This is a genomic window from Mucilaginibacter sp. GW821-FHT07H05 (genome assembly GCF_059418485.1).
In genome coordinates, this window is the sequence record NZ_JBWKPY010000003.1 from 290,044 (window position 1) to 305,336 (window position 15,293).

The following is a 15,293-nucleotide window of genomic DNA, read 5'->3' on the forward strand; positions in this document are numbered from 1 at the left end:
AAGTTAATTTAAGGTTAAAACCGATTGGACAGTTTGGTTTATAATTAAAAAGCGAACATAAAATTTAACCATAAAACAAGCATCCTGTAGTATCCTGCTTTGTATGGTTAAAACTTACAAAGCAGGATACTATAGGACAGCTGTCGAAAAAAACCTTAATATTTATTACCTGGGAGTGCCTGATTTTAATGGCGTAAGTGTTACCGGCCCCATTAATCCCGATGGTTTTACGTCCCATCTGATGGCGGTAAACAAGCCATCGGCACCCCGCGAATCGCGCCCGTGAGATGGGAAGTTAGTGTTATAGAATATGCGGTATGGGATATTCTTTTTATCCATATCAATAATGCGGTTGGCCATTAAATTGGCTACCCTTACTTCCAGCTTGTTAACCGTTTTTAACCATGCCGACGGGATGTTTAAGGTATACTGCGGGCCTATCAGCGTAGCCAGTTTAACGCCGTTCAGGTAAACCTCCGCTTCTTCGTGTACTTTGCCTAAATCCAGTTGCCAAGTAGCGGCTGTTTGTGCCGGTTTGTTAAAGGTAATGGTATAACTACCTGTTCCTGAAAATGCTTTGGCATCCTCCCCACCCAAATCAGTCCATGATTTTAGCTGATCGGTTTTAATATCTGCAGGCAGGCTTGGGCCACCTGCTATAAATTTCAGTGTCCAGTTACCGGCAATGCTTACAGGTTCGCCGGCTGGTTGATAATAAGGATAAGCCGCTCCGGTTATTACGGTTGGCGATGTTTGCAATACACAGCTTTCGCCGGGTTGCAGTTGCAGGTAAACACTGGTTTTCCCGTTAACTTGTTTCGTGGTTTTGGCTAAGCCCGATGCTTTTGTCATTGGGTTAAACACCACCACCGATGTTGCTTTGCTGGCCAACTGTACCCAACCATCAAACGCCTTATCGGTTTTGTTGGCTACAAAATAGCTGTTACCCGTTTTATAAGTACGGCGTACAAATTGCAAGCCTGCATCGGTCATGCTTTCGCGACTGATAGCGGCCGCTTCCATCAGCGGCGTTACTTCATCCGACATTAAGAAACGCCCTTTGCCTACCCTGGCTTCTTTTACGCCATTATTGGTATTGGTGAATTGCAACGATGATAGTAATCCTTTCAACGCAGTTTCGCGCTCGTTCAGCTTGCCGTAGCCCGGCACGGTTGATGGCAGGTTTTTATAAATCACCACGGTAGCGCCGGCTTTGGCCATGGCTACTATCTTAGCAAAAACATCAAGCGGGATATACTTACAATTAGGCAGCATAATGGTTTTATAGCTATTGCCGCCGGTGGTTAAACTGGTGCCGGCATTTTGCACATTCAATATTTGCCTGTCGGATATAAAATCGAACGTAAACCCTTTCTGCAACATTTCTGCCGAAGCGGTTTCAAAGCCCGTGCCTACAAAATCAGGGCGCATGCCTGCATAATGCTTTAACAGATCGCCGCGGCCCATGTCCGAATAGCTATCGAACAAGGGATAATAAACCAGTACATCATTGTTTGGCTTACCTTGCTGTAAAAACGATTGTACACGGGCAATATAATTGTTCAGCGTAGAGAAATCATTCCAGAAAGGATTGGTTTGATTAAAATGTACAGCTGCATAAAACAGCCATCCGGGCCAGGCGGCATCCTTAGGCGAATAGCTTACGCCGTGATAAAAAATATGGTTTACACCGCCAATAAAAAATTTATCTACCGCCTGCTTTACATCGCCCAATGACGACAGGAAGTGATCATTCAACCAGGTAGCCGATTCGGACGAAGCCAGCGGTTTACCCATTACGTGCGCGGCAGATGTAGCCGGTTTATAGCTCAGCACATCATTTCCTTCCGTTTCCGGGATATCAATAGCGCCGTACAGATCTAAAATATTAGCGGGCGAACCGTGCGATTGGTTACGGATGATAGCGCCTTTTGATTTGGCCCAACTGTGCCATGGCCTGGTGAAGTTATCCAGTAACAGGTCGGATATGGTTTCGCGGTAATCGCAAACAACCCGGTTGCTCCGGTCTTTATCACCTTTACCAAAAAGGGCATCCAAATGACCACGCAGGTCATAACCCCGGCGCTTCATAAATTCATCAAAAAACAGCGGTGTAAAGTTTGATTGACCACGGGCGTCGTCAACCTCGTACGAATCGTTGAAATAAGCACGGATCCCGCTCAGATCTTTACCGGCAAAGGCCTTATCAAACCTGTCCAGGTAATGGTCTAAAGCCGGGCGGGAGAAATGATCGATCACGTAACCCTCGCCACCGGGCGCGGCACGTTCTACCATTTTGCCATGCCAGCCCAAAAACAACGCGTATAGTTTCCAGTCGCCTGCAGGCGCTGTCCAATCCAGTTTCCCCGTTGCATCTACCTTATTGGTCAGGTTAATATGCTGGCCTTTGCCATCATAAGCCACTAAAATGGTTAAGGGAATCCGTTTTTCAAACCGCACCTGGTCAAGCGCCATCAATTGCAGGTTTTTGTTGCTGGCAATAGGTTCTACCAGGTCGGTTATTTTAGGTGCCACACCATCCGACCGTACTAAGGGCTGTTGTGTGTAGGTCACCGCTTCGTTCAGCTTTTCGCCGCCTTTTACATCGTAAGTTTTCCAGTATAATTCCTTGCTGGCATCTTCGGTAGTAACCCAGGGGCCGCCAAACGGCCAGCCGGTAGCATTGGCCAAATCAATACCCAGATCCAGCCGTTTACCTTCCTGCAAGGTATGCTGCAACATGTTCACCCATTGCGGCGACAGGTATGGTATAAACTCGCTTTCGCGGCCCTTAACACCATATATGGGCGTTATTTCCAATCCGCCCAAACCGGCTGCACGGTAGCTTTCCATGTTCCAGGTCAGGTCTTTTTTATTAACCGCGCTGCCTTCCCACCACCAGCGGGCCCAGGGTTTGGTTTGTTTGGTAATTACCGGCCAGGTAACCTGCGCCGAAGCATAATAACTGCTCAACGAAAGTGCCACCGCGGCAGCCATTTTAAAGTTTTTATTCAATGTAGACATATAAAGTTTATAGTTGTAAAAAGAATGACTCAATGACCTAATGACTCAATGATTAAAATTAACGCTTCGCTATCTCAACGGCGTAAACTTGTTGCGTTCCCTCAAAATTGGCCCTGAAGATAATCCATTTTTCATCGGGCGAAAAATGCACATTTGGTTCCAGTTTATAGCCATGGTGTTTCATATTTACCAGTTTTTCTGATTTTAAACGGTCGCCCACCGGTTTAAACAGGTAGATCCATTGACCATCCGGCGCTTTGGCCACCTGACCGGGGTCGCCCCCATCGCCAGCAAAGGTTTTCTCGTCTTTGGTAACATTAAAATGGATGGACCATTCGTTCCTGTCCATTTCGTAGATCTTGTCTTCCTTACCGGTTTTCATATCAAAGGCAGCCAAAAAGAATGTTTTGCCTTTAGGTTTTTGCAGATCGAACCACTCGTGCTGACCGCCTATACCAAAAAACTCGTGCCCGGCTATTTCCATCGGCATGGTGCGTTTATGCATCAGCGTGTTTTCAAGGGTTTTAATATTGATGTTCCAGATCCGGTCGTTCTTTTCCCACGGCCCTTCGTGGCAATAGGATAAAATATCCGGGTCAACCGGCGAGAAAAGCAGGTGGTTTGTCCACTCATTTTCGCGGTGGATCTCTTTCAGCTCTTTGGTTTTGATGTTTAAGGTATAAAGCGTATGCTCGATATGCGCATCATAGATCCGGTTAAAGTACTGGCTCTTTTCAGGATATTTTTCATGGATCTCGCGCTCCAGGTCGCCGGTTGCTTTTACACAGGCCAGGTAAGTACCATCGGCATTAACCGTGCCCACCCTGCCCTTAAAAGCCGGATCGAAAGCATAGATGAACCTGTTTTTACCGGTGATGGCATTAACCGCCCATACACTATCGCCGCTTTGATAAAAGGCGTCGTTGGTTTTAGGGCAAACCATCTCGCCCGAAATTTTGGCGTGATTGGTTAATTGCTTAGTCTCCAACGTTTTCAGATTTACGGTAAACAACTGATTCCCCATGGCCTTATCAGCCACACTGCCCGAAAACACCATCAGGTCGCCCTTATCCCCCTTTTGCGGGATGAAACAATAGTTATTAAAATAAAAGCTGCCGTTGGTAGTGCCCGGCCGGCGCACCAGACGGATCACTTTGTGGCCGGTATCCTTATCTATCCATTCATCGGGCATGGGTTTACCACCGGTTTCCATAGCCTCCTGTGCCTTAACGGTAAACATGCCTGCCTGTAACAGGGCAAAAGCAAGTAAAGCAATTTTCTTTTTCATAATTATAGGTTTGCAGATGTTAGTTATCCGTGCTGATATATTTGTCCAGATCGCGCATGGCAATCACATGATAATGGTTCTCTTTCAGATATTTCAGGTAGCCTTCAAATACTTCGGGCGATGTAGTGACCCATGGGTGCGCGTCGTCCGGTACACCATGAATGGTTAAAACGGCTATTTTGCCATCCTTAGCCTGCTTTAAAATTCCGTAAGCGTCATCAGCCTTTTCGGTATGGGTAGTATAACCCGGCATCAATAAAGGCTGATCGGTTTTAGGATCGTAAACCCTATCCCATCCGCCACGGGCAAACTTGTAGCCTTTATCCTTCAGCACCTGCATAGCACGCTTGCTGGTATCATAACCGGGATAAGCAAAGGTTACCGGCTTGGGGATATGGTATTCGGCACATTTTTGCTCTACATATTCCAGTTCGGCTATCAATTTGGCGTTATCCAGTTTGTTCACATGCACGTGATGCTGGGTATGGTTGCCAATTTCAAAACCCATTTTGTTGAGTTGGGCTATTTGTTCCCAGCTCATATATTTGGTTTTATCGCTAAAATTGGGTGTCCCGCCAAACTCGCACACATAAAAAGTGGCTGTGAAACCATACTTTTTTAACAAAGGGGCAACATTGGTGTAGTGACTCAAAACCGCGTCGTCAAAGCTAAGTACTACTAATTTATCAGGAATAGCCTGCTTTATACCCTGCGCGAAGATCCCGTTAAGGCATCCCGTCATCAGTACAAATCCAAAAACTAATTTCCTGATCATGTCGTTAATTACCTTCGGGTTTTACAGTGCTCCATTTGCCGCTTAATGGCAAGCTAAAAGTATCCGGCGAATCTGGATGCGATGGATCAAACGTAGACGAATCGATGATATACTTTTTGATACCTAAGTTGTTACTCTTGATCCCCTCCATTACACATTTGGCAATTTCATAAGCGCCGTAGCTGTTAAAATGCGTGTTATCGGCCAGGGCCTTGGTTTGCCCGGGAAAAGTATTGGCCGGATAATGTACAAACGCTTTGGTTGACGCATCCTTACCCAAAGCCTCGTAAAACTGAGTGGTCATCGCATTAACGTCAATCAGGGCTACATTCATTTCCTTAGCTACTTTGCGGGCTGCATCGGGGAAATCGCCCAGGGAGTTAACTACCTTACCGCTATCGTTAAAGTTACGGCGGGCAGTTGAAGTAACTATCACCGGGATCATCTGCTTTTCGCGGGCACGGCTGATAAACACCTTAAAACGTTCGGTATATGACTTGTAGGCGCCATCGTTAGGGCCTTTTTCTTTCTGATCGTTATGCCCAAATTCAATAAACAGGTAATCGCCGGGTTTGGCCATGCTCATTACCTTATCCAAACGTTTGCTGCCAATAAAGCTACCCAGGGTAAGGCCTGATTCGGCATGATTAGCAACCGCCACGCCCGGCTTTAAAAACCGCGTGATCATTTGTCCCCAGGCGCACCATGGCTCCTCGTCCTGGTCAACCACAGTGGAGTTACCGGCTAAAAATAGGGTGATCTGGTCGTCCACCTTTTCAATTTCAACCGCATCTACACAGGGTTGGCTGTCGTTAAATTCAAGGGTTAGTTTGTTATCCCAATCATACTTACCTATTTCGCGCGGGTTACGTTTTACTGCTCCCCCGGTACTGATCTCCGGCCTGCGGATATTAACTATAAAGGTTTTCTTCTTCGTATCGCCATTGCCTGTTACCTCTTTTTCCAGCATCAGCCTGCGCGATTCGGCACGGACAGTAGTGGTGCTGGTTCCTTTGATATCGCCCAGTGTTACCGTTACTTTATAATTGCCCTCCGGTACGTTTACCGAAAAATAAAAAGGTTTATCGCTGGTAATATAATCGCCGGTGAGTGATTTTTTAGCATCGCGGATCACCGCCGTTACTTTCGATCCAAAATCAAAGCCATAGCCCGTTTTATCGGCGGTGGTATCCTGTGGGGTAACCTTGGTATAGCCTTTTGCTGCTTCCCCGCTGCCAAAATCAAATTTGAATTTGGTTTGGACGTCCTGCGCAAAAAGGTTTGCTGCACAAGCGGATACACAGAAAATGGACAATAGGATTTTCGACAATGATCTCATCAGGATGGATAATATTAAAAGATTATAATGGCTGCCTGCAATGGCTGGTTTATATATTTAAAGGTAGAGCAAGCACCTGCAAACAGCATCCTGTTCTATCCTGATAAAGGCGGTTTGGAGTGTAACAAGTTTATCACGAGGAACCCTCATCGCCAATTCAAGCGTCCACGCTTGAATTAGGTCCTGAGTGAGTGTTCACGCTCACGTTTTAAACTCTTACGTAAGCGCGGACGTTTGAACTGGCGATGTCTTTTTTGGGGTTAACACTTTTCAGCCTTAAAAAATGTTAATTTATTTATAATCAACAGCTTATAGAAATAATTTGGCGAATTGTGTTAAGTTATGTTAACCCATTATCCATCGCCAATTCAAGCGTCCACGCTTGAATTAGGTCCTGGGTGAGCGTCTACGCTTACGTTAGTGTAAGTTCAAGCGTGGACGCTTGAACTGGCGATAAGTGAATGGTATTTACAAATCCCCCTTACCCTTGCTCAATTTCTCGAACGGAACAACCCCCGCCCGGTCGGCCCATGCAGTATATAGCGCTTCCATTTGTTTCACCTTATCGGGATATTGCGCTGTTAAGTCGTTTAACTCTGCCCGGTCGGTTTTGATGTTGTACAAAGCCCATTTGTTTTCGGGGTACTGCGACACCAGCTTCCAATCGCCCTGCCGTACGGCGCGGTTACCTTCGTGTTCAAAAAATATGGCATTATGGCCTTTCCAAACTTTGCCCTGCATTAAAGGCAGCAGACTGGTGCCTTCTGTGGGTGTAATGGTATTGCCGTTGTAAGTTTTAGGATAAGCCACGCCCGCCGCATCTAAACAAGTAGCCATCAGATCAACCAGGTGCGCCGGCTGTGCGCTTTGGATATGCTTTTTAATTAACGATGGTGAATTAGCTATAAAGGGTGTGGCGGTGCCGCCTTCATATTCCCAATGCTTAAATAAACGCAACGGTGTGTTGCTTACGTTAGCGCCGGGGATGCCATAGGTTGTGAACGAGGTTGGATCACTGGCTGGTTTTTTACTGGCGGCAATGATCTCGGGCAGGAAGCCTGCACCTTTGGTGTATTCGCTGCTGGCGCCATTATCACTCAGGAACATGATGAGTGTATTTTGATCAACGCCTGTTTCCTTCAATGCCTGGCGGATGCGGCCAATATTCTGGTCCATCCTGTCAACCATAGCCGAGTATACCGCCATTTTATCATCAAAGTCCTTCTTCTCGTCTTCGGTCAGCGAGTTCCATTCGGGCACGCCCTTATCACGCGGCGACAGTTTGGTATCTTTTGATACGATGCCCAGCTCCTTCATTTTTTGCAGGCGTTCCTCACGCAGGACATCCCAGCCCTTCATGTATTTGCCTTTGTATTTGGCAATATCTTCGGGCAGGGCATGGAGCGGCCAATGCGGACTGGTAAAGGCCATGTATAAAAAGAAGGGCTTGCCGGTGGCTTTGTTATCCCTGATATACTTCACCGCGTAATCGGCATAATTATCAGTTGAATACCAGTTTGGCCCCGGCGTAAATGGCTGATCATCCAGCGCGACGGTTAGTTTTTGATTAGGGCGATATGGCGCTATTGGGTTAAAGTAACTGCCCGCGCCATCAATCAAACCAAAATAATGATCGAAACCGCGCTTAACCGGCCAGTTTTGGGGCGCGGTGCCTACATGCCATTTGCCGGCCATATAGGTATTGTAGCCGCCGGCTTTCAACGCCTCGGCAATGGTGACGCAATTATGGTTCAGATAGCCCTGGTAAGCAGGTTCGGTACGGGTGTTTACCATATCGCCTACACCGGCCTGGTGCTGGTACAAGCCGGTTAACAGTGAAGCGCGCGAAGGACAGCAGCGCGAGGCATTGTAAAAGTTGGTCATCACCAGGCCGGTTTTTGCCAGCGCGTTAATATTAGGCGTTTGGATATCCGACCCAAAACAATTGATATCCGAGTACCCCATATCATCGGCCAGGATGATAATGATATTGGGCTTTTTAGTTGTCTTCTTCTGCGCGAAGCCGGTAGCCCCTACACAGGCCATCAGCGTTATGATCAGTAACTTTTTCATGGTTGTAAATTATCAGTCTTTCTATTATTTAACAGTTTGTCATTACGAGCAATAGCGCGGCAATCTCGTAGTTCGCAAATCAAACTACGAGATTGCCACGTCGCCCCAGCGCACATTTCCCCACTGCTCCTCGCAATGACAAAGGAGTGGAGGTTTATCTTATCAAAGTCAACCCCATTAAACCAATCACCACATCGTTAGCCAGTGTTTTCAGTTGCAGGGATTTCAACTGCTTACTTTTATCCAGCGGCAGATCGAGCACAGTAGCCGCGCCGCCATCAATTGCCTTGTTGCTGAAACCTTTTATGCTGGTGAATTTCTTGTTGTTATCCGTTACTTCGCCGGTTTTCAGGTGTACACGCAAGGGCCTTGTGGCACCGATATCAAAAGCGAAGCCGTCATTATCGCAATCCTGTTCAATAGGCCACCAGTTCTCGGGGTTTTTCAGTTCAAGTACGGCTTTTGTTCCATCAGTATAATTGATGGTCACCGTACCATTAGTGATCCGGCTTTGCATCGGGTTGGTTGATCCGGCCATCAGCAAATAAGCGTGGGATGCATTGCCCGATAAAGGTACACTGATCTCCTTAGGGAAATTATCCCACTCGGATGTGAACATGATATTTTTATCATCGCCCGGTGCGATAGCAAAAGATATCCCTTGTGGAATGGTAAATATCCCGCCTGCGGCAGCCTTTTTTAAACCGCTGTCATCAATATTAGCGGTTACCAGTGGGTAAGCCCAATTACCTATCCCTTGTGTGGGTAATTGCAGCGTAGGCGATTTTGGCCGCGGCGACAGGTATTGATTTTTGAAGATATTGGTCACCTTATCGTTAAAGTAGGGTTGCAGGTTAATGGTTTCGGTGTTAAGTTTTTGAGATGGGGTGATATGCCAGTTGATGAGGGTGGTATCGTATGCAAAAAAAACACCTTCAGGCCGAATATTAATAATATTAGTCCCTGGTACAATATTTTGCTCCGGTATAATTATATCTTCTGATAAACCGTCTTTAAGTGGAACAGACTTTATTAAACTCTTGTTAGTGCCACCATTAATAATAATCCTTTCCCTTGCCGCCCCCCTATCGGTTATTTTAAATAGCAACTTCTGCTCTGGTTGATATACATCGGCTATTAAAGGCATATCATAAGTCACCTTCATATTTACGGGCTGCCACCAGGTAAATGCCCCCTGCTTTTGCTGATAGAAATAAGTATAATCACCGTGACGAAGGTTTGCATGTTGATAAACGTGCTGTGGGTCAAATATTTTTGCCTTTACGTCCTGTTTGCCTGACGGTTTTATCGCCCCGCCAGCCCAGGTTATTTTTATATCATAGCTATCATGTTTTCCTGCACTGACAGTCAAAACCGGCACACCAACGGCATCTGCTACGGCCATCCATTTAACCGTTTTGCCATTTACCGTAACTGATGCAACGGCGGCAGCCCTAGCCGATACTTCAAAACGCAGCGAGGGTATTTTGGAGAAATGACTTTGTATGTGATAGCTATCGGTCACACCTGTCCGCTTAAAATCAAATTTGATATCCGGCACGTTTAACGATGCATAGTCCCATTCAGCCGGGAAACCGGGTTTGATCACTATCTCGCCTTTCAACAGATCAGGCCTTATGCCAAACAAGCCTTCTACCAGCGAACGTGCTGCCATGCCTATCGGGTCACCAAAATCGCGGTATAATTCACCGCGCACGGCATCATAAAAGGAGATCTGCTGGAAATTACCCGGACTGGCGCCTAAATACATGCTTTCAATAATGGCGCTTTTCCAGAGCGCATAAGCATCTTCCTTCCGGTTGCCCTGCCAGTAAGCCAAAGCGGTGTGCAGGTTCTCGGCCATAACCACGTTATTCAGCGACCAATCATAGGGCAGCCAATTGGTAGTAGACAGTACAAAGTAATTCCCCGTTAAGCCTTTTGCAATAACCGGGATATGCGGGATCTTAGTATCTACATAGCGCAAAGCCTGATAGGCCTGAAAAGCATCCGGCACTTCCGAATCGATGGCATGATAAACCGTCCACAACCCTGCAGATGGGTGCAGTAATTTATTTCCCAGCAAATCTTTATACTCGGCGTATTGTCCTAATCCGGGCATCCATAATTGTTTATTAATGGCATTCAGGATATGCATAGCTTCCTGCTCGTATGGTTTAGGATCATCGCCAACCAGCTTAGCCAAATAAGCAGCCGATTTGTTAGCGCGGTAGTTATAGGCTGATGAATGGGTTACACCCCCTCCGGCATATTGCAGGGCATCGCTGGCCCAAATGGCGCAGTAGGCATCGTACAAACCATCGCCGTCGGCATCGTAGTTGCGTTTCTCCCAGGCTAATGAGCGTTTAATAGTCGGCCAAAGTTGTTTCACCTCATCTAAATTGCCGGTCCACTTAAAGTGGTTCAACAATTCATCAATATAAACCAGGTTCATATCGTAATGGTGCGGGCCGATCTTGCCGCCCGGGTTACGGCTGATATAACCGTTGCTGAACATAGCCGTACCTAATTTTTCCTGGTGTCGCGCTAAATGCAAAGCGGTATCAGCCACTACAGGGCCGATTGCAGGGTCGGTAATTTGCGATAAAGCGTAGCTGCTAAAATGCGACCAGGCCCTATCGTGCCAGCCCAGTGGATCGGCCACGTAAGGCCCGCGCCAGGCGGGTAAACGCATGCGCCAGGCCACAGCCCCGTGCATGTACGACGGGCTTTCCCAAATCCCATCGGCCGCGACACTGAGTGCCCCGCCGAAGGTATTGATGTACGGATCGGGGGTTTTTACCTGTACACGTGATGCCAGTTGCTTACGGACAGCCTCGGCCGAGGTGAATAATTGTGACGGGGTTACGGTGTTCAGGCTTTTTCCGTTTTGGATCACCCAAAACAGATCCTTGCCCGGTACTGCGTCCAGCAAACCGGTTAGTAATGGTTGTTCTTTTCCTTTAGAATTTAATAATGCAAGTGGTGAGTCTTGTGCCTTGGCATCGGCTATATGTACCTGTTCCGAAGTTGGGAATTGCCCGAACAATATGCTTTTTACAACCGTTTCGGTTTTATTCTCACCTTTACCTGTATGGTCAATTTCATAACGCCCGGCTTCGCTCATGGCTTTGCCGCTAAAATTGAGGGTGAATTTTTGTTGATCGGTAGTAAATACGTTTCCGGTACAGTATTCAGGTTTCAAATAAAATGATGATTCCGGGTCGGCCCCGATATCCCCATCGCGCGAGAATTTTTTACCTGTAGCGCCGCCGAAAGCCCAAAGTAGTTTAACGGCTTTATTGGTGTTGCTGAAACTGGCTTTTACAATAATGTTCTCTTCGGATGAGCCGGCCAATACCTGTATCGTTAATGTTCCATTGCCCAATAAACCATCCTTAATAGTATAGATCATGGTACCCGGGCGGTATCTTGCTTCAATAGACGCGGCATTGATCAGCCATTTACTTTCATTCCCGCTGATCAGTCCGAATTTAAGGTTGCCACCCATGCCGGGCAGATACAGGGCAAATTCGGGCAGGTCGCCTGCCTCTACGCGGAAAGCGGTATTAGTGCCATACAAGGCACGGTTAAAGCGGCGTTTTCCGTTTTTAATCACAAAATCCTCCCCATCGGGGCGATATCGTAACTCGCGCTCAATACCATGCCATAAACGCGGTTGTTGGCCCTGCGCCGTATTAACTACTATCTGCAAAAACCCGCTAAGTAAAAAGGCAAACAATAATTGTTTGCCCTTAAATTTTAAATAGCCATTTGCCTTACATTTCAACGTTATGTGCAACTGCATAATATTTCAGCTCGATCATATCGGCCGGTAGTGGTTTATTGTTCCAGTATTTGTGAATAGAAAGCGCGGCGCCAATAGCTGTTGCCTGTGCAACCGATGCGGCATATACCTCAAAATGAGGGAAAGCCTTGGCCAGCAAATTCATATAGATCGGGTTTTTGCTGAAACCACCGTCTACAAAAATGCGTTTTACCTGGGTATCCTGTATGGCCAGATGGGTTGATACCCGCTGCTGCTCCATAATATCGGCTATCAGGCAATGATAAGCTTCTTCGTACGATTTAAACGTATTCAAATCACGATCTACAAAGGCCGATTGCTTCAGCAGGGTGCTATCGCTTCCCTTAATAGCAACTGTCTCTGCCGATGGAACCAATTCCGGATCGTAGTTTACCATTTTATAGTAGAAACCCGGTTTATCAAAATGCGCAGCCAGTTTTTTGGTTTGCTGCTCATGCTCGTTACCGGCAAACAGACGCGATGCCTTTACCGGTTTACCATGGTACTCCATATAGCAAAGGCAATCTTTAGCCAATTCTTCGGCTGTAAGCACATTATTGTTAAACGGGTTCATGCTGATACACCAGGTACCTGTCGATATCAGTACAAAGGGCTCTGCAAAATTGGCCAGATAAGGGATCAGCGCGGCCGAACTATCGTGCAGACCTACACCTACCGCATATTGCTTGCCTTCAACAGACACCTCATCTACTTTATCCGATGGAAATATCGGGGCCAGGATCCTGTCGATACCTTCTTCCTTCACCCAGGCATGATAGGCGTTTTTACCAAAATCCCAAAGTTGAGTATGGCAACCAATGCTGGTTATATCCGAATAGAAATTACCGCTTACCAAATGGTTTAAGTATTGCGGTAAGTGCAATGAGTATTTAATCCGATTAAACAACTCGGGCTTACGGTGCTTTATGCGGTATAACTGCATCCCCGAGTTAAGGTTACCCAAAACCGGCGAAGCCGTTTCCTGCGCTATTTTTTCCTCGCCGCCGTGCTTGCTGTAAAACTCCTGCTTCAAATCTTCAGGAAAATCCTTCAGATAATTGCAAAGCGGAGCGGTAACCTTATTATCCTGATCTAAATGCACAAAGCTGGCGCCGTAGGTAGAGAAATTGATCGCCTTAATGTCGAACTTTTTCTGCGAAAGTGCGTCGTGCAGCGTACCCTCTACCCAGCTTTTCAGTTTAGCCACATCCTCGCAAGGGTCGCCATCATCGTCGGTGGTTTCCTCAAAGGCTGTTGTGCGCTCCAGCACAATTTTGTAATACTCGTTGATCAGGAAAAACTTTTTGTTGGTTTTGCCAATGTCAAAGATCGCTATTACAGGTGTAGTCATCGTATTATAATCCGGTTGCAACGGTTTTTTCGCCGCGTTCTTTAATCAGGTTAGCTCTTACCTGTAAATCTCTAAACAGGCCAATCGGGTTCAGCGCACCGCCTGAACGCAAGCGTGATTCGGCCACTAACGGGCGAACATCTGTACGATAAGCTTGCTGTAGTATTTCTTGTGCTAAAGCCGCATCGTTGTTTAACTGCGCCTGTACCAGTTTCTTTTTATCAACCAGTAAAGCCTGGGCATAAGCAATTTTAATCGCTTCAACCGACTGTAACAGGTCTTCAATCGGGTCTTTTACGTTGTGTGATGCGTCGATCATCCAACCCAGATCGGTAGCATGGTTCATTCCACGTGCATCCATACCTTCAACCAGTTCGTTAAAGATCAGGAACAATTGATATGGGTTGATGCTGCCAACGGTCAAATCGTCATCGCCATATTTGGAATCGTTAAAGTGGAAACCGGCCAGCTTGCCTTCCATCATCAATAAAGCAACAATTTGCTCGATGTTGGCATTTGGCAGGTGGTGACCTAAATCAACTAAGGTATAGGCCTTAGGGCCAAGTTTGTTTACGTATAATAATGATTGTCCCCAATCGGCTACTGTGGTTGAGTAGAAGTTTGGCTCATAGCATTTGTATTCTAAATACATCTTCCAATCGTCCGGCATAGCGGCGTAGATCTCCTGCAGGCTCTCGTAGGTATTTTCGAAAGCTTTACGGAAATTCAGTTGGCCCGGGAAGCAGGACCCATCGGCCAGCCAAACGGTTAAAGCGTTTGATCCTAAAGCGATGCCTTGTTTAATTACTTCGATATTATGCTCAACTGCTTGTTTACGCACTGCTTTATCCACGTGCTGTAATGAACCGAATTTATAGCTATGCGCCTGGTTAGCCTGATCCTGGAAGGTATTGGAGTTCATGGCATCAAAACGCAAACCATATTGCGCGGCCAAAGCTTTGGTAGCAGTTGGGTTTGATGGGATATCCCATGGAATATGCAACGATATAGCGCCGCTTGATTGGTTAAGGGCATGTAACAGGCCCACATCCTCAATTTTTTCTTCCAGGTTACGTGGTTCGCCACCGCCCGAAAAACGGCCGAAACGGGTACCGCCGGTGCCTAAAGCCCAGCTTGGTATAGCAATGTTAAATGCCGCTAACTTCTCCATCACTTCATCCAGGTTGGCAACGCCTTCGGCTACAAAATCAAATTTGCGCTGGTGTGCTGCCGATTGCTGATGATTGATCTCGTCTACTTTATACTTCTCTAACTGCATAATTATTGGTTGTATTGGTTATGGTAAATAAAAAACCTCTTTAAGCGATACACTCACCGGCGAATTATCGGGGTTGCTATCCATAATATCGCCCATGTAGGCCCACCATTTTTGCATAATGGCTTTGGCGGGCAGTGTATCAAGGTTGGCTTTATCGGTTACTTTTAAAACGCCAAAAAGGCTATTGGTCTCTTCATCCAAAAATATGGAATAATCACTTACGCCCGATTCTTTTAATAACGCCGATAACTCGGGCCATATTTCGTCGTGACGTTTTTTATATTCTGCCTCCTGTCCGGGAAACAGCTTCATTTTGAATGCTACTCTATCCATTGTAATTCATAGGTTAATAGACC

9 protein-coding genes are annotated in these 15,293 nt (G+C 46.5%); all 9 read right to left on the reverse strand.

The window, feature by feature from the left end; translation table 11 throughout:
• Positions 1–165: 165 nt before the first annotated feature.
• A complete protein-coding gene (locus tag AC07M6_RS09050; RefSeq protein ID WP_494888686.1) occupies positions 166–3,024 on the reverse strand; it encodes a glycosyl hydrolase in 2,859 nt (952 codons plus the stop codon).
• Between the two features lie 58 nt (positions 3,025–3,082).
• A complete protein-coding gene (locus AC07M6_RS09055; protein WP_494888687.1) occupies positions 3,083–4,312 on the reverse strand; it encodes an oligogalacturonate lyase family protein in 1,230 nt (409 codons plus the stop codon).
• 19 nt (positions 4,313–4,331) lie between these two features.
• Positions 4,332–5,087: a polysaccharide deacetylase family protein gene (locus AC07M6_RS09060; RefSeq protein ID WP_494888688.1), complete on the reverse strand. Its 756-nt coding sequence runs from the start codon at positions 5,085–5,087 to the stop codon at positions 4,332–4,334.
• Positions 5,088–5,091: 4 nt separating this feature from the next.
• A complete protein-coding gene (locus AC07M6_RS09065; protein ID WP_494888689.1) occupies positions 5,092–6,426 on the reverse strand; it encodes a rhamnogalacturonan acetylesterase in 1,335 nt (444 codons plus the stop codon).
• A 468-nt stretch (positions 6,427–6,894) separates the two neighbouring features.
• Complete coding sequence (locus tag AC07M6_RS09070; RefSeq protein WP_494888690.1) at positions 6,895–8,499, reverse strand: arylsulfatase; 1,605 nt, start codon at positions 8,497–8,499, stop codon at positions 6,895–6,897.
• Positions 8,500–8,653: 154 nt separating this feature from the next.
• Entirely contained in the window at positions 8,654–12,307 is a 3,654-nt protein-coding gene (locus AC07M6_RS09075; RefSeq protein ID WP_494888691.1) for a DUF4450 domain-containing protein, read from the reverse strand.
• Positions 12,279–13,658 (reverse strand): FGGY-family carbohydrate kinase, encoded by a 1,380-nt coding sequence (locus AC07M6_RS09080; RefSeq protein WP_494888692.1) that lies wholly within the window; start codon positions 13,656–13,658, stop codon positions 12,279–12,281. The genes AC07M6_RS09075 and AC07M6_RS09080 overlap by 29 nt, the downstream gene beginning before the upstream one ends.
• 4 nt (positions 13,659–13,662) lie before the next feature.
• Positions 13,663–14,937, reverse strand: a complete 1,275-nt coding sequence (locus AC07M6_RS09085; RefSeq protein WP_494888693.1) for a sugar isomerase — start codon at positions 14,935–14,937, stop codon at positions 13,663–13,665.
• A gap of 18 nt (positions 14,938–14,955) precedes the next feature.
• Positions 14,956–15,270 (reverse strand): L-rhamnose mutarotase, encoded by a 315-nt coding sequence (gene rhaM, locus AC07M6_RS09090; protein ID WP_494888694.1) that lies wholly within the window; start codon positions 15,268–15,270, stop codon positions 14,956–14,958.
• Between the last annotated feature and the right edge of the window lie 23 nt (positions 15,271–15,293).